The sequence below is a fragment of the Sphingobacterium sp. xlx-96 genome (genome assembly GCF_011007365.1).
In the GTDB taxonomy this organism is placed as follows: Bacteria; Bacteroidota; Bacteroidia; order Sphingobacteriales; family Sphingobacteriaceae; genus Sphingobacterium; species Sphingobacterium luzhongxinii.
In genome coordinates this window covers 177,462-202,394 of record NZ_WFKM01000005.1, presented here as the reverse complement: position 1 = coordinate 202,394, position 24,933 = coordinate 177,462, and the positions used below count along the sequence as shown (strand labels likewise).

The window sequence follows — 24,933 nt, the reverse complement described above, 5'->3', positions numbered from 1 at the left end:
TAAGTGCGAAACTAGCCACGAGATGAGACTTCCTTACAGGGTCGTTGTAGATGACAACGTTGATAGGCTATAGGTGTAAAGGTTGAGAGACCAAAGCCGAGTAGTACTAATAGCCCGAAGCTTTCCAGGCAGATAGACCTGTTGTCTTCTCTGACTGTTCTTTTTCTTTCAATAACATGTCAATCAGCTTATAGCTATTAGCAATAGCCGTTAGCTTAAGATATTTCAGGTGCCTATATCGGCGGTGTCTACCTCTTCCCATTCCGAACAGAGAAGTCAAGCCCGCCAGAGCCGATGGTATTGCCGTAACAGGTGGGAGAGTAGGTCGGTGCCTTTTTTTACACGAAGCCCCTTCAGGAAACTGGAGGGGCTTTTCTTGTTATATATGTATCTTTTAATAGCTGTCTTTGCTTGATATTATAATAAGAATTTTACATCCTTGCTAAAGGAATATACCCTATATTGTAACGGAAATATTATTAATAGAAGTCCCTATTGTAAATTATGAATCGAAAAGTTGGAACATTTTTAGTGATTTTGTTCGTGATAGTTGCTGGTTTGGTAGGTTATCGATTAGTAAAGAATAAAGAAAAGGCTGATAGCAATGTGAAAGGTAGTGGTGCCGGTCGAAGCGAAGTCAAAGTCTATGGTATGATCGTTAAAGGGAAACCGTTTTCTGATTTTCTATCGTTAACAGGATCTATAGAGGCGAATGAAGTGGTAGACTTAAAGTCTGAGATTTCTGGTCTTGTGGAACTCTTGAATTTTGAGGAAGGCGCGAAGGTCGCTGCTGGACAGGTTTTGGTTAAGATAAACGATTTGGAATTACGTGCACAGCTTGAGCAGGCAAAAACTAGGAGTGCACTTGCTGGTGAAAATGAGCGGAGAGCGAATCTTCTGCTAGAGAAGGAAGCTATTAGCCAAGAAGAGTATGATATCGCTAGTGCTGATTTTCGAACTGCAAAAGCGCAAATTCAACTAATTCAAGCACAGCTTAATAAAACAGTGATAAAGGCACCTTTTTCGGGAACGGTAGGATTACGGAGTATTTCAAAGGGAAGTTATATTACACCCACTACGCCAATCGCTCAACTCGTTAATATGGCTAGGGTCAAATTGCAATTTTCTATACCGGAAAAGTATGCGGTGAAAGTGAAAGTCGGCGAAGAAGTTCGTTTTACAGTACAAGGAGCAGAAGATGTTTTTTTTGCAAAGGTATATGCTTTAGATCCTTTAATCGAGGAAAGTACGCGCACATTGCGGGTGCGAGCAATAGCTGAAAATGGTGGCAATAGACTAATTCCCGGTGCATTTGCAAATGTTATTTTTCCGTTGGAGACAATTACCGATGGTCTATTGGTTCCTACGGAGGCTTTGATACCAATTCAGAATGGTAAAAAGCTGTTTGTGAAAAAAGAAGGCAAGGCTAAAGAAATTTTAGTAGAGACTGGTGGACGCTCTGATTCTGTAGTGTTGATTACGAAGGGAATTGCCGACGGCGATACCATATTGACTTCGGGCGTAATGTCATTACGTGACGGCAGTGCTGTTAAGGTAACGTTGAAATAGGAGGAGGGATGAGTTTATCAACGTTAAGTATTAAGAGACCCGTATTGGCAATAGTGATGAACTTGTTGCTGATACTATTTGGAATAATAGGCTATACTTTTTTGGGAGTTCGAGAGTTTCCGTCTATTGATCCGGCGCAGATATCTGTCAGGACTAGCTATGCTGGAGCTAATGCTGAGATTATCGAATCTCAGATTACCGAGCCGTTGGAGAAATCTATAAATTCTATCGACGGAATTCGTAACATTTCTTCATCTAGTAATCAAGGTACAAGTAATATCACTATTGAATTCAATTTAGATAAGAATCTGGAAGAGGCTGCAAATGATGTGCGCGATAAGGTGTCACAGGCGCAACGAAATCTTCCTCAAGATATCGATGCGGCCCCCGTAGTTTCAAAAGCCGATGCTGATTCGGAGCCTATTATTACAATGACCGTTCAAAGTGCGACTAAAAATGTACTTGAGTTGTCTGATTATGCTGAAAATGTAATAGCACAAAGACTTCAAACTATCCCTGGGGTAAGTTCAGTCCAGATTTGGGGACAGAAGAAATTTGCTATGCGTTTATGGATAGATCCTGTAAAACTATCATCTTATGGCTTAACTGTATTGGATGTTCGAACAGCTTTGAATAGTCAAAACGTAGAGTTGCCTTCAGGTAAATTGACAGGAGCAAATACAGAATTGGCCGTAAAAACAATCGGTAACTTATCGACAGAAGAAGGTTTTAATAATATCGTTATTAGAGCAGAAGCTAATCTGATTATTAGGTTCAGTGATATAGGTAAGGCAACTTTAGAAGCGGAGAATTTCGAAACGAAGATGTCTGATTCGGGATACCCCATGGTCAGCTTAGCTATTATTCCTCAACCGGGTACTAATTATTTAGATATCGCTAAAGAATTTTACGAAGAATATGATCGACTGGAGGTTGATCTTCCTGAGGGATTCGAGATTAATGTCGCTTTGGACAATACGCAATTTGTGAAGCGAGCGGTATTGGAAGTGGTGGAGACTTTGCTGATTTCTATAGTTTTGGTTGTAATTATTATTTATATATTTTTTCGAAATTGGAGCATTGCTTTTAGACCGCTAATCGATATACCTGTATCTCTTATCGCTACTTTTTTTATAATGTACTTATGCGGTTTTTCAATCAATGTATTGACATTATTGGCTATAGTGTTAGCTACTGGTCTTGTAGTTGATGATGGGATCGTAGTAACAGAAAATATATTTAAAAAGGTCGAGGAGGGAATGTCTCCGATCGAAGCCGCTATAAAGGGGTCTAATGAAATATTTTTCGCTGTCATTTCTATATCGGTAACATTGGCCGCAGTGTTTCTGCCTGTTATCTTTTTGGAGGGGTTTGTGGGGAGGTTATTTCGAGAGTTTGGAATTGTGATAGGCGCAGCGGTATTGATTTCTGCATTCGTATCGCTCTCGTTAACTCCTATGTTGAATGCTTATCTCATGAAAGGCGGAGAGCAGAAGCGATCAAAGTTTTATGAAAGAACAGAACGCTACTTTGTTATGATGAATAAGGAGTATGAAGGTTCTCTCAGGAGTTTCTTAGGTCGAAGGTGGTTGAGTGTAGCTGTTATAGGCGCTTGTTTTGTTTTAATATATTTCTTTTATCAGCTTTTGCCTAAGGAGACGGCGCCTTACGATGATCGCAGTTACGTTTCTTTGAGAGCTACAGCTCCAGAAGGCGTTTCTTATGATTATATGGATCGTTTTATGACGGAGTTAACTTTATTGATTAACGATTCGGTTCCAGAGAAAAAGGTTAGTTTAGTGATAACTTCTCCTGGATTTGGTTCTTCTTCTTCCAACAGTGGTTTCGTACGTTTAGGCTTGGTACAACCTCAAGAGCGGGAGCGGAGCCAAGAAGAAATAGCTAATCAGTTATCGCGATTGACACGACAATATTCTGAGGCCAGAGTTGCTGTATCTCAACAGCCTACAATTGCCGTAAATAGAAGAGGAGGTTCTCCAATTCAGTATATTATTCAAGCACCTAATTTTCAAAAATTAGAAGAGAAGATTCCAGAATTTATGGAAGAGTTGTCCAAGGACAAAACTTTCTCCATGGTAGATGTTAATCTCAAGTTTAATAAACCCGAGTTGTATGTACACATCGATAGAGAGAAAGCGCAAGCATTGGGGGTATCTGTATTGGATGTAGCGCAGACTTTACAGATGTCTTTATCTGGTCAGCGCTTCGGATATTTTATGATGAATGGAAAACAGTATCAGGTGATGGGGCAGTTTGATCGCAAGGATCGTGCAACACCGACCAATCTAACTTCAATTTTTGTAAAGAATAGAGATGGAAAACTGATTCAACTAGACAATATTGTAGATGTTCAGGAGCATAGTAGCCCTCCGCAGCTTTATCATAACAATAGATATATGTCCGCTACAGTATCAGCATCTTTGGCTCCTGGAAGAAGTATGGGCGAGGGTATCGAAGCTATGGATGCTGTTAAAGAAAGAGTTTTAGATGAAAGTTTTACTACAGATTTAGGGGGCGAAGCTAGGGATTTCGTGGAAAGTGGATCAAATACGATGTTTGCCTTTGGGTTAGCTGTTCTCTTGATATTTTTGATTTTGGCGGCACAATTTGAAAGCTTTGTGGATCCCATCATAATTTTGCTAACAGTCCCAATGGCTGTTGGGGGAGCACTGTTTTCGTTGTGGTTATTTGGACAATCGTGGAATATCTTTAGTCAGATAGGTACAATTATGCTGATTGGACTTGTCACGAAAAACGGCATTTTAATTGTAGAATTTGCTAATCAACTGCGGGAAGAAGGTCACGAAAAGTTTGAGGCGGTAGTCCTTGCTGCAGAAGCAAGATTAAGACCGATTTTAATGACTTCTTTTGCCATTGCGTTGGGGGCCTTGCCGATTGCTCTTTCGTTGGGGGCAGCTTCTACAAGTCGTATTGGTATGGGGGTTGTGATCGTTGGTGGTACTCTCTTTTCTTTGTTGTTGACGTTATACGTTATTCCCGGATTTTACTTGATGTTTTCTCGTAAGCGAGTACATCGTCCCGAATTTGACCAGATAGATGAATAGTATGAAGCTTGTAGTATTGGTTTTTATAACTTGGATTGGAGCAGTTCTTCCAGGTTTTGGACAGGATTTATTGACTATAAAGGAAGCTGTTGAGATAGCCTTGTCAAACAATTATGATATTAAATTGTCGAGAAATGAATTGGAAGTGGCTACCGAGAATGTCACCTATGGAAATGCAGGTATGCTACCAAGTGTGACGGGTAACTTTAGTCAGAATAATAGTATACAGAATTCTAAGCAAACCCAAAACGATGGGAGTATCCGTGCTTTGGATAATGCAAAGAATAATAATATGACCTACGGTGTAAGCCTAGGTTGGACCATTTTTGATGGCTTAGGTATGTTTTCGAGGTATGAATCGCTTAGGGAATTAGAAAAACTAGGAGGAATCCAGGTGAAGCGTACGGTTGTATCTATGGTATCGGATGTCATACGTACCTATTATAGTATTGTCGAACAGCAGAATCTTTTAATGGCTATAGATTCAAGTATATTGATTTCTAAAGAAAGATTACGCACTGCTGAGAATCGTTTTTCTATAGGTAAGGCTTCTCGATTGGAGGTGCTTAATGTACAGGTTAATCTGAATGAGGACGAATCTACGCGTTTGAGACAGATGGAAGCTGTCAAGAATCTTAAGGTCGCTCTTAATGGGTTATTGGCTAGATCATTATCTCTTGATTTTGCCATCGTCACAGAGGTAAAAATAGATCAGTCCATGGTGCTCGAAAATTTATTGGATCAAGCTAAAGTGCATAACCCTGACCTTATTGGTGTGAGTATTAGCAAGCGCCTGGCCGAACTTGAGGTTAAGAATGTGAAAGCTGCGCGCTACCCAACAGTGCGACTAAATGGAGGCTACAACTTTTCAGAATCAGAGTCTAGTTTAGGCTTTGTGGCCCAATCCAATTCAAGGGGGCTCAATTATGGGGTATCAGCCTCACTTAATATATTCGATGGTTTTAATCAACGCCGTAATGAACGCGTTGCAAAACTTAGGGTCGATAATGCTGAACTTGCGGTAGAGCAGCAACGTGTCGCTGTGGAAACTGCGATTACTCAAGCATTTCATAGTTATCAGACCAATCTTGCTTTGGTAAACATTGAAGAAGGGAATGAACGGATTGCTAAACAGAATTTGAGTATTACCTTAGACAAATTTCGTATCGGTTCAATTAGTGCCGTTGAGTTTAGAGACGCACAGCAGAATTACATTGATGCAGTCACTCGTTTCAATACCGCTAAGACGCAAGCAAAACTGTCCGAAGCTATGTTAAAGGAATTGGTGGGAGCGATTGATTTTGTATGGTAACTATTCTGTTAGGCAAACGTTTTCGCAATTTAAGTCAAACGTTTGCGTTCGTTTTTTATTTCTTATTATGGTATTTATAGATTATTATTGTCTTAGATAATTCGATAAAAAGAAGTTATCTATAACCAACAAGCCTTGAAGTATAGATTGGTTATTTATGACAAAAGACTGTTTAGTTTGTTTTAAAATAGGTGATTTTAAAGGGGGCTTTATGTCCCCTTTGATTTTTTGATGGAAAATAAACCCTAAGATTAATATGAGTTCAAATAGAAGAGATTTTTTAAAGAAAGCGGGATTTCTTTCAGCAGCAGCACTATCTTTGCCTGCTCTAAATAATGAAGCGCTTGCAGCTACATCGTTCAATATGTGGGGATATGCTGCTCCTAAGATTGATAAGGTAAGAATCGCTGTGATTGGTTTGGGGATGAGAGGTCCTGGTGCTGTCGATCGCTTATCGTATATCGAGGGAACCGAGATCGTGGCTTTATGTGATAGACATGCTGATCGTGTTGATAAAGCGCAGAAAATTTTAACAGGTAAAGGCTTGAAAGAAGCAAAGTCTTATTCTGGTGATAACGGTTGGGAGAAATTACTGAAGGAAGAAGAAGTCGATCTTGTCTATATCTGTACACCATGGGAGTTTCATGCCCCAATGAGTATTGCAGCGATGAAAGCTGGTGCACATGTTGCTTGTGAAGTTCCTATTGGTTTGACGGAAAAGGAATGTTGGGAAGTCGTTAAAGTTTCAGAGGCAACGAAAAAACACTGTATGATGTTGGAAAACTGTTGTTATGACTTTTTCGAAATGTTAACATTGAATATGACTCGTCAGGGTATGTTTGGTGAACTGGTGCATGCCGAAGGGGCTTATATCCATGATTTGTTGGATTTGAATTTCAACAGCAAGAATGGATATGATAATATGTGGCGTTTACGTGAGAACATTAAGATGAACGGAAACCTTTATCCTACACACGGTATCGGACCGATTGCTCAATGTTTGAATATTAACAGCGGTGATCGGATGACACATTTGGTAGCTATGCAGACAGCTGATTTTATGATGGCAGATAGAGCCCGTGAATTAGCAGCCAAAGATTCTTTTTATCAAGAGTTTGTTGGTAAAAAATACCGCGGAAATATGGATACTACCCTGATTAAGACAGAAAAGGGAAAAACTATGATGATCCAACATGACGTTACTTCCCCTAGACCTTATTCGCGTTTACATTTATTAAGCGGTACGAAAGGTTTCGCACAGAAGTATCCAAAAGAGGGCATTGCTTTCGGACACTCTTTTGTTAAGGAAGAGGAAATGAAAGGGTTGTACGAGAAATACACACCGCAATTAATTAAGTTTATTGGTGAACAAGCTAAGCAGGTTGGCGGACATGGTGGTATGGACTTTATGATGGATTGGCGTCTGATTGACTGTTTGAGAAACGGATTACCAATTGATCAACCGGTTTATGAAGGGGCTTCTTGGTCTGTTATTGTTCCGTTAAGTTGTGAATCTGTGGCCAAAAATAGTAAAACTGTCGCTATTCCTGATTTCACGAAAGGAAACTGGAAGACAAATGCACCTCATGATATGACGTTAAATGGAGGTGGAAATACTGGAATTCGTCCTAAAGTATCTAAAGATCAAAGCAAGCAATTAAAAGTTGGTTAATATAACTTATACTTGTTAACGTATAATGAAGGAAGATATTGAAAGATATCTTCCTTTTTTTTGAAAGTGTCTGTATTATTGATTCGTTTTATCTCTTTATGGAATCAATGAACTTACTTCATGCTGTTCAATGGACATAAAGAACTTTTATATCAGTTGGTGATCTAAAGGAATTATGAAAGTTTTGTTTTACTGCAAAAAAATATTAGCTCGTGGACAATATTATCTGAAGATTGTTTTGCTAAAGCTGTGATAATTCAATATATTAAACTTTTCAAATTAGGGGAAGAACAAAAGATGTTATCAGATGACCAAAAATTCCATATATATATGTTTATATGTCTTTCTTGCAGGATGTAATACACCAAGTACAAAGCAAGAAGAATCAAAAACTGTTGATAGTACGAAAGTAACATGTGCCATGCATGGAGTGCCTAGTAGGTTTGGTAACGAAGCAAAGGATATTTTTGTCTTTACAAAAGGAAATGATGATGCTAACATGGTACTGATTAAGGGAGGTATTTTCAAAATGGGCTCGAAATATTTTGCAGACGCAAGTCCCGTACACGAGGTTCGTGTAAAATCTTTTTATATGGATGAGCATGAAGTGACTAATGCACAGTTTGAAGCATTTGTACTAGCTACCGGATATGTTACCGTAGCCGAGAGACCTTTGGATCCTAAAGAATTTCCTAACGTTGATCCCGCTATGTTGGTGACTGGTTCAGCCGTTTTTGTAGGTAATAAAAGAGTTAATAATCTGAATAATGCTTTACAATGGTGGGATTATGTTGCGGGCGCTAGCTGGAGAAAACCAGAGGGGCCGGGGAGTACTATTGAAAATAGAAAAGACCACCCGGTTACACAATTGGCTTATCAAGATGCTGAAGCTTATGCTAAATGGGCAGGGAAGCGTCTACCGACAGAGGCGGAATGGGAATATGCTGCAAAAGCAGGTACACACACTGATGAGACTTATTATTGGGGCAAGGAAAAAAAGGAAAATGAGAAGTGGCTCGCAAATATTTACCAGGGTAATTTTCCTGCGCATAATTCTAAAGAAGATGGTTTTGAATCTACTGCTCCGGTAAAATCTTATCCAGCGAATTCCTTTGGTCTTTATGATATGGAAGGAAATGTGTGGGAATGGTGTTCAGATTTTTATCGCCCAGATTACTATGCTATTAGTGAGAAAGATAATCCTAAGGGTCCTAATGATTCTTATGATCCGCAGGAACCGGGGTTAGTAAAACGGGTACAACGGGGCGGATCTTTCTTGTGCAATGACCAATATTGTGAACGGTATAAAGCTGGGGCGAGAGGTAAAGGTGAAATAAATAGCCCAACAAATAATGTAGGATTTAGGTGTGTAAAAGAGATTTAAGTCTAAAGTATTTCGATTTTATTAATAACGGTTATTTCACCAATTTTTAGTAACTTAGGGGTATTATCGTTATTTCTGTTGATTTTCCTGTCAAACGACTTTTCCCTAGTCCGAACTTATCTTGGCGCCTTTAATAAGGTGATTTCAATTGTCTGTTTTTCTGCATGAGCTCGAATATTAGCCTCTTGAATATTATCAAAAACAACTCCTTTCTTTATTAAAAAGACTGCTAGAATTATTCCTGTATTTAAGATTAAAAAATGTTTTAATTTTGATTTTTTCGTTTTATTAATTGGATCTTTTACAAGAAATGAGGATTCATAATTCCAGTAGATTCCGATAGGAGCTAAGATTATAAACACGATTGAGAAGCAAAGCCAAACAAGCGAAGGAAAGTCTTCAAAATAAAAGTAACCAATGACGCCATAAATCCCCAAAATAGCTATTACTAAGAGCAGTAAAGTAGTTATTAGGGATCTTGATTTGTAAATCATGTTAAATATTTAAGCTAGTTGATAATTAAAAAACCAGCTATTACAGATGAATAGCTGGTTTAAATATAGGTGTAAAATATTTTTTTATTGTGCGTTTAAGAACATTGACTTTTTAGAAACTAATTCTCTAAAGTAAGGATCTTGTAAGTCTTTGATAAAGCGAATGGCTTCACCTGTTGACTTCATTTCAGGACCTAACTGTTTATCAACTTCAGGGAATTTTGAGAATGAAAACACAGGTTCTTTAATAGCCCAACCTTCTAATTTGCGTTCGATAGTGAAGTCTTTTAGCTTGTTGGCGCCGAGCATTACTTTTGTCGCTATGTTGATGTATGGTACATCATAAGCTTTTGCTATAAATGGTACTGTACGTGAAGCACGTGGGTTTGCTTCGATGACGTATACGTTTTCTCCTTTTATAGCAAACTGAATGTTCAATAGTCCTCGTACATTAAGCGCTTTCGCTAGTTTGATCGAGTATTCCTCCATTTTGTCCTGTACAGCTTGCGAAAGTTCAAACGGAGGCAATACAGCTGATGAGTCTCCGGAATGGATGCCCGCTGGTTCAATATGCTCCATCATACCGATGATATGAACATCTTCACCATCGGAGATAGAGTCAGATTCGGCTTCCTCTGCACGGTCCAGGAAGTGGTCAATTAAGATTTGATTTCCTGGAAGGTTTTTCAATAGATTGACTACTGCTTTTTCTAGATCTTCATCGTTGATAACGATGCTCATGCCTTGCCCTCCTAGTACATAGGATGGACGAACAAGAACTGGATAACCTACCTCGTTCGCTACTTTGATAGCTTCTTCTGCCGATGTAGCAACTCCATATTTAGGATAAGGAATGTCCAATGCTTTCAATAAGTCTGAAAAGCGTCCGCGGTCTTCGGCTAAATCCATATCTTGGAAGGAAGTTCCAATTATTTTAACCCCCAGTTGTTCTAGACGTTGGGCCATTTTTAAAGCCGTTTGTCCACCCAATTGAACGATAACGCCTACTGGTTTTTCTAATTCAATGATTTCGCGCACGTGTTCCCAGAATACAGGCTCAAAATATAATTTGTCAGCCATGTTGAAATCCGTAGATACGGTCTCCGGGTTACAGTTTACCATAATTGCTTCGTAACCACATTCTTTAGCGGCTAACAATCCATGTACACAAGAGTAATCAAATTCGATACCTTGACCAATACGGTTTGGTCCAGAACCTAATACAATTATTTTCTTTTTATCTGAACAGATCGATTCGTTTTCATCTTCGAAAGTAGAGTAGTAATAAGGTGTGTGTGCTGGAAACTCAGCAGCACAGGTGTCTACCATTTTATAAACACGGTTGATGCCTAATTCTTTACGACGGTCATAAACCTGATCTTCTGTAACATTGCCTAATAACCAAGATATCTGCTCGTCCGAATAACCCTTTTGCTTCAAGGTCATGAAGAAATCGCGTGGAATATTTGATAATTGATAACGACGTAATTCTTGCTCTAATTGAACTAATTCTTGGATCTGTACTAAGAACCATTTGTCGATATGTGTCGTTTTACGGATAGATTCTAAAGGAACGCCGAGTTCAAATGCATCTTTTACATGGAAAAGACGGTCTGCACTTGGATGTTCTAGGCTGAACATGATTTCATCGAGATTGCGTAACTGTTTACCATCAGCGCCTAATCCAGCTCGACCTGTCTCTAGGGATTGACATGCCTTTTGTAAGGCTTCGATAAATGTACGACCTATCGCCATAACTTCACCGACAGCTTTCATCTGAAGACCTAATTCTTTATTTGCTCCTTTGAATTTGTCAAAGTTAAAACGAGGAACTTTGACAATTACATAATCTAATGTAGGTTCGAAATAGGCCGAAGTTGTTTTAGTAATTTGGTTTTGTAATTCATCAAGGTTATACCCGATAGCCAATTTAGCTGCTATTTTAGCAATAGGGTATCCTGTTGCTTTGGAAGCTAGTGCCGATGAGCGAGAAACACGGGGGTTGATTTCAATAGCGATAATATCTTCATTCTCTGGGTTTACCGAAAATTGGACATTACATCCTCCTGCAAAGTTTCCAATAGAGCGCATCATTTTTATCGCTTGGTTACGCATGTCTTGGTAACATTTGTCAGATAGTGTCATACCTGGAGCTACGGTGATAGAATCTCCTGTATGAATTCCCATAGGATCGAAGTTTTCGATTGTACAAATGATGATTACATTATCATTTGTATCTCGAAGTAATTCTAATTCAAATTCTTTCCAACCTAAGACAGCCTGTTCGACCAATACTTCGTGCGTAGGAGAGGCGTGTAGACCTCTATTTAAAGCAGCATCAAAATCTTCTTTTTTGTGTACAAATCCACCTCCAGTACCTGCTAAAGTGTACGAAGGACGTATTACTAATGGGAAACCAATTTCTTGAGCAGCCTCTTTACCTTCAAGGAAAGAATTAGCTATTTTTGAAGGAGCTACACCTACACCGATATCAATCATTAATTGACGGAATTCTTCGCGATTTTCAGTTTTTTCAATAGCCGCTACATCAACTCCGATTACTTGAACGTTGTATTTGTCCCAAAGACCAAGGTTGGAGGCTTCAATACATAGGTTTAAAGCTGTCTGTCCACCCATAGTCGGTAGTACAGCATCAATCTTTTGCTCTTTTAAGATTTGTTCAATGCTTTCGCAAGTAAGAGGTAATAGATAAATGTGATCTGCGACAACCTTATCGGTCATAATTGTTGCAGGGTTGGAATTAATTATGGAAACAGTAATGCCTTCTTCTTTAAGAGATAAGGCAGCTTGAGATCCAGAATAATCAAATTCACACGCTTGTCCGATAACAATAGGACCAGAACCTATGATTAAGACAGAGTTAATGGAGGTGTTTCTAGGCATTATTTATGAAATCAAAAAATTAAAATACGAACTAGTTGTTATTTACAAAGCGGCGAAATTGCCTTTGAAAAGAAGAGTATTCCGACTGCTTTGTCGGAGTGCAAAGTTACATTTATTTTTTTAGAATGTAAAAAGTTTTTTCGTCTACGTCTTTTTTTGCAAGTTTTTTTGACTATTTAAGTTAGTGGTACATTATTTGCTTACCATGTACCAATTATTAATAAATTACTATAAATAAAACTTTATGAAAAAATTTACTTTAGCATTAGTAGCATTATTAGTTGCAGGAGCTTCTCAAGCGCAAGACTATAAAAATTCGATCGGTATCCGTTTAGGAAATGGACATTATGACGTTGTCGGTGTCGCGTTCAAGACTTTTATTTCTCAGCCCGGAGCATTAGAATTTGATTTAGGTATTAATCCAGATACTTATGGAGCATATGATTTGACTTCTGTTTCATTATCCGGAGGATATCAGCATCATTTCCCTATTGGAAGTATCCAGAATTTTAAGTGGTTTGTTGGTGGTGGTGCTGTATTAGCGAATACTTTTTCAGATTGGGAAGACTATAAAGGTTTCAGTGCGGGGATTTTTCCTACTGGTGGTGTAGATTATAAGTTAAAGAATGCTCCTTTTGCATTTTCGGCTGATGTTAGACCTACTATTCATGTTGTAAAGGGTTCGTACTACAGTAATGGTGTTTATTTCAACGGTGGTGTAACAGCTCGTTATACTTTCTAAATCCGATTTAGCGTCAACAAAAAAGGGATTGCAACATGGCATTCCCTTTTTTGTTGACAAATTCAATTATTTCTTAAGGTGTAAGTCAAAATACTTCGCGATTTTATCATACATGTGAATCCTATCTTTTCCACTTACGTTATGTTCATGGGTAGGGTATAGGAAATAGTCCACCTGTTTTCCTACTTTTATACATTGCTCGACAAAATTCATACTGTGTTGCTGGACAACTACAGGATCCTGTGCACCATGGATTATTAGTAAATGACCATTTAGCTTGTCGACTTTATTTAATAAAGAAGTTTTTGTGTATCCTTCTGGATTTTCTTGCGGTGTGTCCATGTAACGCTCTCCATACATAGCTTCGTAATATTTCCAATCCATTACTGGACCTCCAGCTACTGCTGCTTTAAAGATGTTGTTGTGTTTGGTCATTAAAGAGGTAGTCATGAAGCCTCCGTAACTCCATCCGAAAATACCCATATTATTACTGTCAACGTAAGGGAGTGATTTTAGGTATTCTATCCCGACGATCTGGTCCGCCATTTCAGCTTCGCCAAGGTTGCGATGTGTAACACGGGTAAAGTCTCTCCCACGTGCATCGGAGCCCCTATTATCCAGTGTGAATACCAAATAGCCATTTTGAGCCATATAAAGATCAAAGTACCCCACTCCGCCTAGCCATCTATCTGTAACCAATTGAGCGTGGGATCCGCCATATAAATACAACATGACCGGATATTTTTTTGAAGAATCAAAGTTAGCAGGGTAAGTGATTCTAGCGTTTAGGGGCGTGTGTCCATCTGGAGATACAAGAGTTTTGAACTCGATTTTTGGAAGGTTTATCTGCGATGTAAATGGATTGTTAGCGGTTAATATAGCTGTTTTCTTATCATCCTTTTTGCTTACCACTTGTATTTTATTTGGTGTAGTTAGGTTGCTGTATTGGTCAAGGATGTAATTGCCGCTCTCACTAATTGTAGCATTGTGAGTGCCGTTGATTTTAGTCAATTGGGTGGTTTTTCCGCTTTTTAGTTCTACTTCAAACAGATGACGTTCTAATCCATTGTTAGTAGCTCCGATATAGTATGCTTTCGTTCCTTTGCTGTCGAAACCTTGAAAATCAATTACAATAACGCTATTGTGTCCCAATTTGCGAATTAAAGAACCTTGGGTGTCGTATAGATACAATTGATTGTAGCCATCCTTGTCTGTTTGATAAAGGAATTGTTGGGGGGTATTCGGTATGAAGACTAACGGTTTTTGAGGTTCAACCCAAGAGTTAGATTTCTCTTCAAAAAGCGTTTTGACAAATTCGCCTGTCCTAGCATCGTATTTATTGAGCTTCAGGTGATCTTGCCCGCGATTTAATACACCGACGTATACATAATCATTGCTTGGGTCCCAAGTTGCGATAGTTAGGTATTGTTCTTTAGGTATTCCTGTTTGTAACGTTATATATTGGTTGGTCTGCGTGTTGAAGATGTTTAATGTTACTTCTTCACTTTTCATTCCAGCCATGGGATAGCGTATGTCTTTAATTGTGGCCACACGGGTGTTCCATTGGGGGAGTGGGTATTTACTAACCATGGTTTCGTCTTTGCGGTAGTAAAGAAGTTTTTGATCATCTGGTGACCACCACATTCCTTTGTTGATACCGAATTCTTGACGGTGGGTGTTGTCACTTCCATTTACTATCCCGTCAATGGTATCTTTAGTGACTTCTAATTTTTTTCCAGAGGCGGTAATAATTTCGATATTGTTGCCGTTAAGGTAAGCTGTTTGTCGGTTGGAAGTGCTGTATTCTATATTAGCAGCGTCATTTGGAACGGTTGCATTTAATTTCACCTCTTTGTTCAGTATATTGTAGCTTATACGATAGGTGTTTTTTTCTCCACTGATATTAAAAGCTAACGTATTATTATCTGTCCATATGTATTGAGTCGGAAAACTACGTAAATTGAATTTTTCATTTGGAAAGACTTTAGATAATGCCAATTGTAGTTCGGTGACCGAAGTTAATGCTCTACTTTGCCAGTTGTCTTTGTGGCTTCTGATTACAAGAGTTTGGTAAGTGCTGTCTAGATGAGAAAAGGCATCAGTTCCCTTGATCCATTTTTGACCAAAAAGGGTTTTTGTTGCAAATTTACCGGGGCCAAATACCGTTTCATCTATCGTGAAGTTACGTTGACCGTATGCGTAAGTAGATCCTAATAAAAGTAGTACCAATAGTTTTTTCATATGTATTTAATTTGTTTTTTAACGGCCATATGGAATACTCTAATTAACTTTTGTGTCCATATGACGTTTTTGTATAAGCAAAGCGTCTATCATGAGTCGGGTTTAATTCGGAACGAAATTAGTTATTTACAATAATATATCTGCTAACGTCAAAAAGGTTTTACAGGATTGATGTTTTTATAGATATTGAAATGGATGTTTTTTGGTGTCGATCAGTGTCTGTGGTGTTTGTTGAAAATGGACAATAAAAAGCTTGTTTAATCCAAAATTTGTGTAAATTTAATATTATGATTACACAAAAAGTATCCTTACGGGAAGTACGCTTTTATTCGCCTATAGGTTTTTATGAAGAAGAACAGGTGGTTGGGAATGAGTTTTATGTGAATGTAGATGTCTACTTTCCCTTTCAGAATTCGGATGCGGAAGATCTGAGAAACACGATTAATTACGAAGAGCTTTATCAGGTGGTGCTGGAAGTGATGAGTCCTAAACGGAAGTTGTTGGAGTCTGCATTGGAGGATATGTTGGACCTAATTATAAAGAAGTTTAATTTCGCACAAAAGGTTTATGTGGCTATAAGAAAGATAAATCCACCATTTGGTGGTGATTTGGCAAATTCAGAGGTTTCTTTACTATTTGAGAAGGATTAATGCTCTTAGAGGTGGGATATATGTAGATTAATGACATTATGACTGTTTTTATGTAGTTTTAGTGACAAAAATTCTTGTTTTTTGTTTTGGTATTTTTATTGAAATATGTTTAATGTATTTATAATAAAAATTGGATAACTAAATAATTGGAGGACAGAAAAATGGCATTAATTAAAATCCCAACTAAAGCAGTGAATACAGATGGTGTAAATCCATTTGTTAACAGTGTATTTGATAATCTATTTAATGATTCATTTATTTCAGATCGTTTGGTAACTCGTGTTCCGGCTGTGAATATTATCGAAACTGCAGAAGCTTTTGAGATAGAATTGGCGGCACCTGGATTACAGAAGTCTGATTTTAAAATCAACGTGGATAAAAATATTATTTCCATAGGCGTCGAGAAGGTTGAAGAAACTGAAACGAAAGAGAAAATGTACAACAAGAAAGAGTATAATTATAGTTCATTTTCTAGATCTTTTACGCTTCCAGAGACTGTTGATTATAGTAACATTGATGCCTCTTATACGGATGGGATTCTACATGTAAGGATTGGGAAGAAAGAAGAGGCAATTGTTGCTAAACGATTGATCGAGGTTAAATAATTAGAGGAATTTTCCAAAAACAAAGGAGCTTGATATCAAGCTCCTTTGTTTTTGGAAAAAAAATTGCAGGATTAAATATAATAGCCTATCTTTGCCGTTCATTAAATAATTAACATTTTTAATAAATAACAATGTACGCAATAGTAAATATAGCAGGGCAGCAATTTAAGGTTGCAAAAGACCAGTATCTTTTTGTACACCGTTTACAAGGAGAAGAAGGCGCTAATATTGAATTTGACAATGTATTGTTGGCCGAAGACGGTGGTAAATTCACTGTAGGTACTCCAAGTATCTCAGGAGCTAAAGTTTCAGCTACGATTTTGTCTCATTTGAAAGGTGATAAAGTAATCGTTTTCAAGAAAAAACGCCGTAAAGGTTACAAAAAGAAAAACGGTCACCGTCAACAATTCACTAAAATCCAGATCACTGGTATCAGTTTATAATTGAATTTTTAATCCAGGCGAAAGTCATAAATTAAGATAAAGAAATGGCACATAAAAAAGGTGCGGGTAGTTCCAAGAACGGCCGTGAGTCACATAGTAAGAGATTAGGTATCAAGATTTTTGGTGGTCAGAAGGCTATTGCTGGTAACATCATCGTTCGCCAACGTGGTACTGTACATAATCCAGATGCTAACGTAGGTGTTGGTAAAGATCATACTTTGTTCGCTTTAGTTGATGGAACAGTTGTTTTCCGCAAAAAAGCAAATAACAAATCTTACGTTTCAGTAGTTCCTGCTGAGCAAAACTAAGGTTTAGTTTAATCCTATTTAAAAGCCGCTAAGTAATTCTTGGCGGCTTTTTTTCTGAAAGTGTTGTTCTCAACGGACATAGTGAACCCTCGAGACATTTTCATTGCTGTTTAAACAGCTATTATATGAGGGTTTATTTTATATAAAACGTATTGATGAAAACTTTCAATGATTTAAAAGTTAGCTCGCCTATATTGGCAGCTTTGGAGACGCTTGGCTATCAAAACCCAACCCCGATTCAAGAACAGGCTATCCCAGAGGTGCTAAAAGGTAAAGACCTCTTGGGCTGTGCACAGACAGGTACTGGTAAAACCGCCGCATTTGCGATCCCTATTTTGCAACTACTTAATAATAATAGGCCTCAGGGACACAAGCGTGGTACCATCCGCTCACTGATTTTGACACCTACTAGGGAACTAGCGATACAGATTGGAGAGTCTTTTAGTGACTATGGTAAAAATCTGAAACTAAAACATACGGTGATCTTTGGTGGTGTTAATCAATTTAGTCAGGTGAATGAGATTCGTCAAGGGGTAGATATTCTTATTGCGACTCCAGGTCGACTTTTAGATTTGATGAACCAACGTATTCTATCTATCAGTCAGATCGAGATATTCGTATTGGATGAGGCGGATAGGATGTTAGATATGGGATTTATACATGATGTAAAGCGTGTGCTGAAGGTTATTCCTGAGAAACGTCAGACTTTGTTTTTCTCGGCAACTATGCCGAAGGTAATTCAATCTTTAGCTGATAGTATTTTGAGTGAACCGGTTAAAGTTGAAGTCACACCTGAGTCTACAACAGCAGAAACTATTCAGCAAACTTTGTATTACATTGAGAAAGCGAATAAGCCGAAGGCGCTAATGTATCTATTGAAAAAAGAGGTAGACGATAACGTTTTAGTGTTTACGCGTACCAAACATGGTGCAGATCGGCTGGTGAAGCTTTTGCACAGACAGGATATCTCTGCTGCTGCAATACATGGTAATAAGTCTCAAAATGCTCGTCAGAATGCGTTGGAAGGCTTTAAGAAGAAAGAAATACGTGTTTTAGTTGCTACTGATATCGCCGCTAGAGGGATTGATATTGATCTCTTAAAGTATGTTATCAATTACGAGATTCCCAATATGCCAGATGCCTATGTGCACCGTATTGGCCGTTCAGGTAGAGCAGGTGCTGAAGGTTTTGCTATTTCTTTGTGTGATGTTGAGGAGATCCCATATATCAAAGATATACAGTTCACAATTGGCTTTGAGCTTCCTGTGAAACGGATTGAAGATTTAAGCATGTCTCCTCAGTTTGTAGCAAAGTCGTCATTTCTAACAGGGAAGACGAAGGTTAAAGCTGAACAGCCTAAGTCTGGTGCAAAGCCTGATTATCGCCATAAGAAGAAACAGTCTTCCGGCAGAGGTGGACGTTCTTTTGGTGGGAAAAGGTCGGGCGATAGCTCTGGCAAGAAGTACTAAAATAAAGAAAGGCAGATTTTTTAGATCTGCCTTTTTTAATGGTGGAGAATAACGGATTCGAACCGATGACCTCTTGCCTGCCAGGCAAGCGCTCTAGCCAACTGAGCTAATTCCCCTTTAAGCTGTTGCAAAGATATAAAAATATTAATCTGTTGCAAGTCTAAGTGTAAATTTAACTCGATCAGTTTCTGAAACCTCACGCATAAAGTTGTAGAATTGTACATAGCTTTCGGGTTGATAAGTGCCTTCTCTAATCTCCAGTTTACGGTAAAATATCAGCTGATCATCTTTCATGGTGATTTGAAGGTCATAAGTGCCCATAGGAGAGTCTATAACTTTATTTATAGGATGAAATCTGCCTTTAATCTGTTTTTGTATGCTGTAAGTGATACTATCAATGTCTGTATAACCTCGGTTGATGTAGAGGGGATTCGTTCTATTTTTAGATTCTGGGATAGCTTTGGCCAAATTGAATAAATTTGGAGAGAATATTAGCTGATCTTTGTTCTTTACAACATAGTTCTTTATAGTGATGTCTGTTTGTTCATTAATCGTTGATTCTGTTTGAGTTTTTACTTCATAAACGTTATTCGAAAAGCTAATATTATCGATGTCGTAAAACTGCTTTAATAACTCCTGTTGTTCGTGTTGTCCTTTGGAAACATTTTCAAAATGATTGTCGAATTGAGTGCCAGTAAATGTTGTCGTTATACTTCCTTGAATACTGCCAGTCTTCGTTACTTTAAAGTCGCCTACTCGATGTTGCAAATTCCTAGTATATGGATATCGGGTTGTTCGTAATATTTTGCCTCCGTCTGGTGTGCAAGCAAGAACTAGCCTGTCATCCGTAAACTTGCCTAGATACCCGAAGGGGTGTTTACTGCTTGTGCATTCAAGCCAAGTGGTATCTTTTTCAAAAGGTAGACATAGTATAATATGATTACCATCAACGGCATTCGCAAAATCTATATCCAAATTTTTTTTTTGATGCCCTGCCTCGACGATACAGTATAAAGATTCGATACCGGCTTCTTTTAACAAGGCCTGTGTATAATTTACGAGAGCTTTGCAGTCTCCATACCCCAGTTGGTCTACATAGGAAGCTGGATAAGGTTCAAGCCCTCCAATTCCTATTTGTATACTGACATAACGTGTTTTATGCTGCATGTAAGCGTAGAGCACTTTTGCTTTTTCTTTGTTCGAATCTAGGTGTGCCGTAAGTTCTCTTACCTTATCTTTAGTTTCTGGGGATAATTCCTGCTTGCCTGTTAGGAGATTTTCATGTACCCATTTTCCGAAATCAGTCCAGTTCTTTACAGTTCCTTTTTTCTTGAAATAGTGGAAAGTTTCTGGGACAACTTTAACTAGGATAGCATCTTGTTGGTCAAAGGGCTTTAAGGGCTCTTCTTTTCGTGCTTTTATGTTTTTCGCAATCCATCTATAAGTCTTGGATTTTTCAGTTGTCGTTATGTGGGCGGGTTGAGGTATGTTCTCGCTTTTTATCCGTAAAAATTGGTCCGATTTGCAGTTCAACTCGTATGTGCTACTAATTACAGCAAGATCAGGTAAGTAATTAGGTTGCCAGTAGGGAATAAATAGATTTTGTGTATGTTTTACTTCGTAACTATATACAATTGTATAGGGGTAGGTATGAAAGTTCGGCGTATAATGTTTGACTCGTATATCATCAAACATACTGACTTGACTTGTCGCGCTGTAATCTTTAAAATCCTTTTGATTGAATTTATTAATTTGATTGCCAAACTCATCCAAAATCTGTCCTTTGATATCCTTGATGATTTTACTTTTGTCATAGTATAAAACGAGTTCTGCATGTTTTTCTCCCGCTTTGTTCAGTATCGTTATCACTCGATGTACAGTTTGGAATGCATTTGAATAGTCCAGCTCAAAGGATATGTGTTCTTCCTGTACTACAGCATTGGCGCGACTTAAGAGGTCTTTTGAGATAGCCGATGCGCTATATTGTTGGGCGCTTGCATGTAGGATACAGATTGTTGCCAGTAGTGTGAAAATAATTCTATAAAAAAGCATTTGCTGTGTAATTGAATGAGTGATCTATCTTAAGCTGTTGTATTATTCTCGAAAACAATTCCTTTAATCCGAAATATTCATCGGTATTGTATATAGCCTTTTTAAGTGATAGGTGTTGTGAGACATGTAGAGTGCCATCTATCAATTCACTTTTGTAGTAATACCGGGCCGTATTCTGTGGTAATACAAGGCTTATATTTTTGGGTGATGTTTTTATGTTGCTTCCCTTTGGAAGTTTTACGGTTATCGTATGGCTCTCGTCTCTTTTAGAACCGATATCTACATGGTAATTTCTCTCGTCGAGATTGAAGGGGTTTTTAGTAGTACGATTGATAAAGATGGGGTTAAAAAAAAAACTATCTCCTTTTATTTCATCACCGACTTTGACCTCTATGACGAAGTTTTCAATAAGGGAAATTTCATTGTCGTCTAGGTTCTCGATGTTAAGTTTTTTTATAGTGATACTTGTTAATTTTTCGTCAACAGCTTCCTCGTATTCTTCTACCGAAGGATACTCCAGTATATTTCGACGCTTGCTTACGGCGTCCATTCCGTTGTACACTATTGAAAGGTTACCTTTTAGTGTGCCGGTGGATTCCAGCGAGCCATCAAAATTGTAATGAGTTGATGATATCTGGTTATTAACTAACGGAATCCACTCCGATGATTTTTTAGAGAAAATAATCCGTCCTTTTTCGTTGATGCAGCGCATGGGTAATTCGCCAAAAGGGAGTAACGGATCAGTTGCGTCTGCTAAGTAGGTTTCATCATCGATTTTAATGCCCGCTATCACATAGTTAAAATCTGAAATGACAGGATGAAGATTGTTAGGGACTCCATTATCGCGTGTAGAAACAAGAATCGGATAGGATTCTATACCTACGGCGTTGAGGGCCGTTACGAGAGTTAGATTAATATCTGCAGCGTTTCCATTTTTATTTTTAAAAGCATATTCAATACCATGTTGAGCGTATTTTCCATTGGTATTGTTCCATTTGATGTTTTGTTGAACCCATTTGAATACATTTTTAGCTTTGTCATGTTGATTAGAGGAAGTGTCTATTGACTTGTTCAGTATTCCTTCAAGTAAGTTTGTTTTTTTTAATTGCCCGCCAAAATCTTTATCGGTCATGAGTTCTCTGTCTACATCGCTCCATTTTTTTGTAAAAGATTTGACACCGCCTCCTGACATAGCCATTTCTTCTAACTCAAAACTGACTGCTGAAATGTAGTTTTTTGGAGCCAGCATGTAAGCTTCTGTTTTGAAAGCTGGTATACTTTCCATAAAGTAGGTGATGTCGGAGCAGTCTATTTTGTTCCCGTTTAGAACTAGGCATTCGCGCTGCAGTTTTGATCTTGTGTCGGAAAGTTTCAATGGGCCTTTTAACGTAATATTGTATTTATAGATAGCAGGAATCAATATTCGATAATGACTTTTTAGCTTTGGGATATCTGTTTGGAATTGCCAGGACCTGAAGTTAAAGATGTCGGGAGAGACTAAGGTGTATTCAAGTTCTATTATCGACCCCATCTGGATATCGGGCATCGTAAATTTGTTTAATTTAACAAAATCGCTTCTGTTTTCAATAAAGATATCTTTGTTTTTGAGAGGGGTGCTTTCTACTTTGCCGTTTACAAGGTTATAGGTCGTAGCTTTTATGTTTGTAATATACTCAAAGGTCGAACCGTATTTATACAGTGGAATCGTAAAGTTAGCCTGTTCGTATCCCTCCTTTGTGAGGATTCTAAGCCGGGTCTTGTAGTGGTGAAATACCATTAAGGATCGATCTGATTCGCTCCTATCAATTTGTGTCTTACCATGTTCAAAGAGCGTTATGGCATTGGCACTGGAATCTAAAGGGTATACTTTAGTTTCAAAATCGGTACGTCTTATTGTAGGGGTGTCCTCAAATTGTGCCATTAAGCTAGTTGAAAGCAACACAAAAAGAGCTAAAAGAATATGTCTCATAACTGAATATCCGGTTTGGTATCTTCCGAAAGTTAGATAAATAATCCCCCAATTGCAAACAGAATTGTTATTCTGTACTTTGCAGTAATTGCTTTTCATAGAGTTCGGCATACTCCCCATTGGCAGCTAACAAGCTACTATGGTTTCCTTCCTCGATGATACTTCCATTTTCTAGTACAATGATATGATCTGCATTCTTGATCGTTGAAATACGGTGAGCGATAAAAATAGTCGTCTTGTTTCGCATAATACGGCTTAGGTTGCGCAGTATTTCTTCCTCAGTTTTTGTGTCAACAGCAGATAAGCAGTCGTCAAAAATCAACATTTGCGGATCTTTGACTAATGCTCTTGCTATAGAGACACGTTGCTTTTGGCCTCCCGATAGCGTGAGACCTCTTTCGCCTATATGGGTTTGAAACCCCGCCTCAAAAGCAAGAATGTTCTCATATACAGCTGCATCTTTAGCTGCGGATTCTACGCGGTCTATTTCGCAATGATCTAGTCCAAAAGCTATATTGTTGGCAATAGTGTCGGAGAATAAGAATACCTGTTGCGGTACGAAGCCTATCTGGTGACGTAAATCTTTTATATCTAAGTTTTGTATGTTATTGTCATCAAATGTTATGTTGCCTTGATCTGCATCGTACATCCTTAACAGAAGATTGGCAAGTGTCGATTTTCCAGATCCTGTCTTACCGATGATAGCTAGTGTCTGACCTGCTTTGATCGTAATATTTATATTGCTTAATGCCTTGATGCCGGTTTCCGGATAAGTAAATGAAAGGTTCTCAATACGGATATTTCCTGCTAGTTTCTGGGTAATTGTACCACTGATGATTTCAGGTTTTGTGTTAAGGAATTCGTTGATTCTTTTTTGTGAAGCTGCTGCTCGTTGGATGAGTGAAGTTACCCAAGCTAAAGCCATTGCAGGAAATGTGAGTTGGTTGACATACATAATAAATTCTGCAATATTGCCCGCAGTTATCGTTCCTTTATTTACTTCTATCCCACCGATATACACCGTGACGATCGTACTAAATCCAACAAGAAATATGATTAATGGGAAAAATATAGCTTGTACTTTGACTAGATCCAACGAGCTGTTACGATAGATGTTGCTTTCATGTGCAAACTCAGCCATTTTTTGCTCTTCTTGCGTATAGGTTTTTATGACTCTTATCCCAGAGAAGGTTTCTTGTACAAAGGAAGAAAGTTTTGATAGCTGAGTCTGAATCTTAGTACTCCGCTTATTTATAATCCGATTTACAATCAAGATGATCAGTGATATGATAGGGATCGGAATTAATGCATACGTTGCCAGTGTGGGATTGACATCATACATTGCGTATATAATCATAACAGAGAGGGTTACTGTATTGATTGCATACATAATAGCTGGGCCTAGATAGTTTCGTACCTGATTGACATCCTCTGTCGCTCTGTTCATGAGATCGCCAGTGTTGTTTTTTCTGAAGAAGGAAAAATCTAGTTCTTGGTAGTGTCTGTAGATTTCATTCTTTAAATCATATTCAATATGCCTAGAGATGAGAATAATGGATTGCCGCATTAGGAATAGAAAAACACCTCTCAACAAAGCTAAGATAAGTACCACTAAGCCAAAAAAGAGTAAACTGCTGCCAAAAACCTGATAAATGAGGTCTTGTCGCTCAAATCCGTCATAAAGTCGATACAGGTCTATATTTTCTTTGACCAAGTCAAATGCCTCCCGAATTACTTTTGCTGGTAAAATTCCGAAATAATTAGAGATGATGACGAAAATAACACCTGGTATCAAGCGCCATTTGTACTTAAAAAAATATTTGTTGAGGTAAGATAGTTCTTTCATGTTCTGTGTCTATTACAAATGTAATGGTTTCACTTTAATATCTTTTGGCTGTTTTTTGCTTATTCGTCATATAATTCTCTAAAAGCTGTATTATTCCATATGTATTTACGTTTTGTGATACCGTATATTTCAATAAATAGCAGATAAAACAAATTAATTTTTTATTTTTGTAAAGCTTTTTAGGGTA

Annotated in this window: 17 protein-coding genes, 1 tRNA gene and 2 rRNA genes; 13 read left to right on the top strand and 7 right to left on the bottom strand. The window is 38.1% G+C overall.

What is annotated here, in order from left to right:
- The 7 genes from G7B20_RS10170 to G7B20_RS10140 all read left to right on the top strand — a co-directional run.
- Positions 1-130 (top strand): 23S ribosomal RNA (locus tag G7B20_RS10170); the annotation flags it as partial.
- Between the two features lie 95 nt (positions 131-225).
- A 5S ribosomal RNA gene (gene rrf / locus G7B20_RS10165) occupies positions 226-337 on the top strand.
- 167 nt (positions 338-504) lie between these two features.
- Positions 505-1,569: an efflux RND transporter periplasmic adaptor subunit gene (locus G7B20_RS10160; protein ID WP_164110879.1), complete on the top strand. Its 1,065-nt coding sequence runs from the start codon at positions 505-507 to the stop codon at positions 1,567-1,569.
- 8 nt (positions 1,570-1,577) lie between these two features.
- Positions 1,578-4,655, top strand: a complete 3,078-nt coding sequence (locus G7B20_RS10155) for an efflux RND transporter permease subunit (RefSeq protein WP_164110877.1) — start codon at positions 1,578-1,580, stop codon at positions 4,653-4,655.
- A gap of 1 nt (position 4,656) precedes the next feature.
- Positions 4,657-5,967, top strand: a complete 1,311-nt coding sequence (locus G7B20_RS10150; RefSeq protein WP_164110875.1) for a TolC family protein — start codon at positions 4,657-4,659, stop codon at positions 5,965-5,967.
- 256 nt (positions 5,968-6,223) lie between these two features.
- Positions 6,224-7,639, top strand: a complete 1,416-nt coding sequence (locus G7B20_RS10145) for a Gfo/Idh/MocA family protein (protein ID WP_079642546.1) — start codon at positions 6,224-6,226, stop codon at positions 7,637-7,639.
- A gap of 307 nt (positions 7,640-7,946) precedes the next feature.
- Entirely contained in the window at positions 7,947-9,023 is a 1,077-nt protein-coding gene (locus G7B20_RS10140) for a formylglycine-generating enzyme family protein (RefSeq protein WP_164110873.1), read from the top strand.
- 116 nt (positions 9,024-9,139) lie between these two features.
- Here G7B20_RS10140 and G7B20_RS10135 read toward each other — a convergent pair whose 3' ends face one another.
- On the bottom strand, positions 9,140-9,517 hold the full coding sequence (locus tag G7B20_RS10135; RefSeq protein WP_164110871.1) for a hypothetical protein: 378 nt from the start codon (positions 9,515-9,517) through the stop codon (positions 9,140-9,142).
- A gap of 84 nt (positions 9,518-9,601) precedes the next feature.
- Entirely contained in the window at positions 9,602-12,421 is a 2,820-nt protein-coding gene (carB, locus tag G7B20_RS10130) for a carbamoyl-phosphate synthase large subunit (protein WP_164110868.1), read from the bottom strand.
- Positions 12,422-12,665: 244 nt separating this feature from the next.
- On the opposite strand from carB, the gene G7B20_RS10125 reads away from it, so the two are divergent.
- The gene (locus G7B20_RS10125) at positions 12,666-13,163 is read left to right on the top strand and encodes a hypothetical protein (protein ID WP_164110865.1); all 498 of its coding nucleotides are present in this window, start codon (positions 12,666-12,668) and stop codon (positions 13,161-13,163) included.
- 66 nt (positions 13,164-13,229) lie between these two features.
- Here G7B20_RS10125 and G7B20_RS10120 read toward each other — a convergent pair whose 3' ends face one another.
- Positions 13,230-15,404, bottom strand: a complete 2,175-nt coding sequence (locus G7B20_RS10120) for a S9 family peptidase (RefSeq protein WP_164110863.1) — start codon at positions 15,402-15,404, stop codon at positions 13,230-13,232.
- 287 nt (positions 15,405-15,691) lie between these two features.
- On the opposite strand from G7B20_RS10120, the gene G7B20_RS10115 reads away from it, so the two are divergent.
- The 5 genes from G7B20_RS10115 (at position 15,692) to G7B20_RS10095 (ending at position 18,879) form a co-directional block, all read left to right on the top strand.
- Complete coding sequence (locus tag G7B20_RS10115; protein WP_164110861.1) at positions 15,692-16,054, top strand: dihydroneopterin aldolase; 363 nt, start codon at positions 15,692-15,694, stop codon at positions 16,052-16,054.
- A 161-nt stretch (positions 16,055-16,215) separates the two neighbouring features.
- On the top strand, positions 16,216-16,659 hold the full coding sequence (locus G7B20_RS10110; RefSeq protein WP_164110858.1) for an Hsp20/alpha crystallin family protein: 444 nt from the start codon (positions 16,216-16,218) through the stop codon (positions 16,657-16,659).
- A gap of 131 nt (positions 16,660-16,790) precedes the next feature.
- Positions 16,791-17,102: a 50S ribosomal protein L21 gene (rplU, locus tag G7B20_RS10105; protein ID WP_164110857.1), complete on the top strand. Its 312-nt coding sequence runs from the start codon at positions 16,791-16,793 to the stop codon at positions 17,100-17,102.
- A 44-nt stretch (positions 17,103-17,146) separates the two neighbouring features.
- Complete coding sequence (gene rpmA, locus G7B20_RS10100) at positions 17,147-17,410, top strand: 50S ribosomal protein L27 (protein WP_021070981.1); 264 nt, start codon at positions 17,147-17,149, stop codon at positions 17,408-17,410.
- 155 nt (positions 17,411-17,565) lie between these two features.
- On the top strand, positions 17,566-18,879 hold the full coding sequence (locus tag G7B20_RS10095; RefSeq protein WP_164110855.1) for a DEAD/DEAH box helicase: 1,314 nt from the start codon (positions 17,566-17,568) through the stop codon (positions 18,877-18,879).
- Between the two features lie 39 nt (positions 18,880-18,918).
- On the opposite strand, the gene G7B20_RS10090 is transcribed toward G7B20_RS10095, so the two are convergent.
- The 4 genes from G7B20_RS10090 to G7B20_RS10075 all read right to left on the bottom strand — a co-directional run bounded on the left by G7B20_RS10090 (position 18,919) and on the right by G7B20_RS10075 (position 24,746).
- Positions 18,919-18,995 (bottom strand) — tRNA-Ala (locus G7B20_RS10090).
- A gap of 28 nt (positions 18,996-19,023) precedes the next feature.
- Positions 19,024-20,931, bottom strand: a complete 1,908-nt coding sequence (locus G7B20_RS10085; protein ID WP_164110853.1) for a DUF3857 domain-containing protein — start codon at positions 20,929-20,931, stop codon at positions 19,024-19,026.
- Positions 20,918-22,900: a DUF3857 domain-containing protein gene (locus G7B20_RS10080; protein WP_164110851.1), complete on the bottom strand. Its 1,983-nt coding sequence runs from the start codon at positions 22,898-22,900 to the stop codon at positions 20,918-20,920. The genes G7B20_RS10085 and G7B20_RS10080 overlap by 14 nt, the downstream gene beginning before the upstream one ends.
- Before the next feature lie 67 nt (positions 22,901-22,967).
- Positions 22,968-24,746: an ABC transporter ATP-binding protein gene (locus tag G7B20_RS10075; protein ID WP_164110849.1), complete on the bottom strand. Its 1,779-nt coding sequence runs from the start codon at positions 24,744-24,746 to the stop codon at positions 22,968-22,970.
- Positions 24,747-24,933 lie beyond the last annotated feature (187 nt).

Bases quoted from the DNA above. Each gene is read 5' to 3' on its own strand.
- G7B20_RS10160 (WP_164110879.1), top strand. From the start codon at position 505: ATGAATCGAAAAGTTGGAACATTTTTAGTGATTTTGTTCGTGATAGTT.
- G7B20_RS10155 (WP_164110877.1), top strand. From the start codon at position 1,578: ATGAGTTTATCAACGTTAAGTATTAAGAGACCCGTATTGGCAATAGTG.
- G7B20_RS10150 (WP_164110875.1), top strand. From the start codon at position 4,657: ATGAAGCTTGTAGTATTGGTTTTTATAACTTGGATTGGAGCAGTTCTT.
- G7B20_RS10145 (WP_079642546.1), top strand. From the start codon at position 6,224: ATGAGTTCAAATAGAAGAGATTTTTTAAAGAAAGCGGGATTTCTTTCA.
- G7B20_RS10140 (WP_164110873.1), top strand. From the start codon at position 7,947: ATGACCAAAAATTCCATATATATATGTTTATATGTCTTTCTTGCAGGA.
- G7B20_RS10135 (WP_164110871.1), bottom strand. From the start codon at position 9,517: ATGATTTACAAATCAAGATCCCTAATAACTACTTTACTGCTCTTAGTA.
- carB (WP_164110868.1), bottom strand. From the start codon at position 12,421: ATGCCTAGAAACACCTCCATTAACTCTGTCTTAATCATAGGTTCTGGT.
- G7B20_RS10125 (WP_164110865.1), top strand. From the start codon at position 12,666: ATGAAAAAATTTACTTTAGCATTAGTAGCATTATTAGTTGCAGGAGCT.
- G7B20_RS10120 (WP_164110863.1), bottom strand. From the start codon at position 15,404: ATGAAAAAACTATTGGTACTACTTTTATTAGGATCTACTTACGCATAC.
- G7B20_RS10115 (WP_164110861.1), top strand. From the start codon at position 15,692: ATGATTACACAAAAAGTATCCTTACGGGAAGTACGCTTTTATTCGCCT.
- G7B20_RS10110 (WP_164110858.1), top strand. From the start codon at position 16,216: ATGGCATTAATTAAAATCCCAACTAAAGCAGTGAATACAGATGGTGTA.
- rplU (WP_164110857.1), top strand. From the start codon at position 16,791: ATGTACGCAATAGTAAATATAGCAGGGCAGCAATTTAAGGTTGCAAAA.
- rpmA (WP_021070981.1), top strand. From the start codon at position 17,147: ATGGCACATAAAAAAGGTGCGGGTAGTTCCAAGAACGGCCGTGAGTCA.
- G7B20_RS10095 (WP_164110855.1), top strand. From the start codon at position 17,566: ATGAAAACTTTCAATGATTTAAAAGTTAGCTCGCCTATATTGGCAGCT.
- G7B20_RS10085 (WP_164110853.1), bottom strand. From the start codon at position 20,931: ATGCTTTTTTATAGAATTATTTTCACACTACTGGCAACAATCTGTATC.
- G7B20_RS10080 (WP_164110851.1), bottom strand. From the start codon at position 22,900: ATGAGACATATTCTTTTAGCTCTTTTTGTGTTGCTTTCAACTAGCTTA.
- G7B20_RS10075 (WP_164110849.1), bottom strand. From the start codon at position 24,746: ATGAAAGAACTATCTTACCTCAACAAATATTTTTTTAAGTACAAATGG.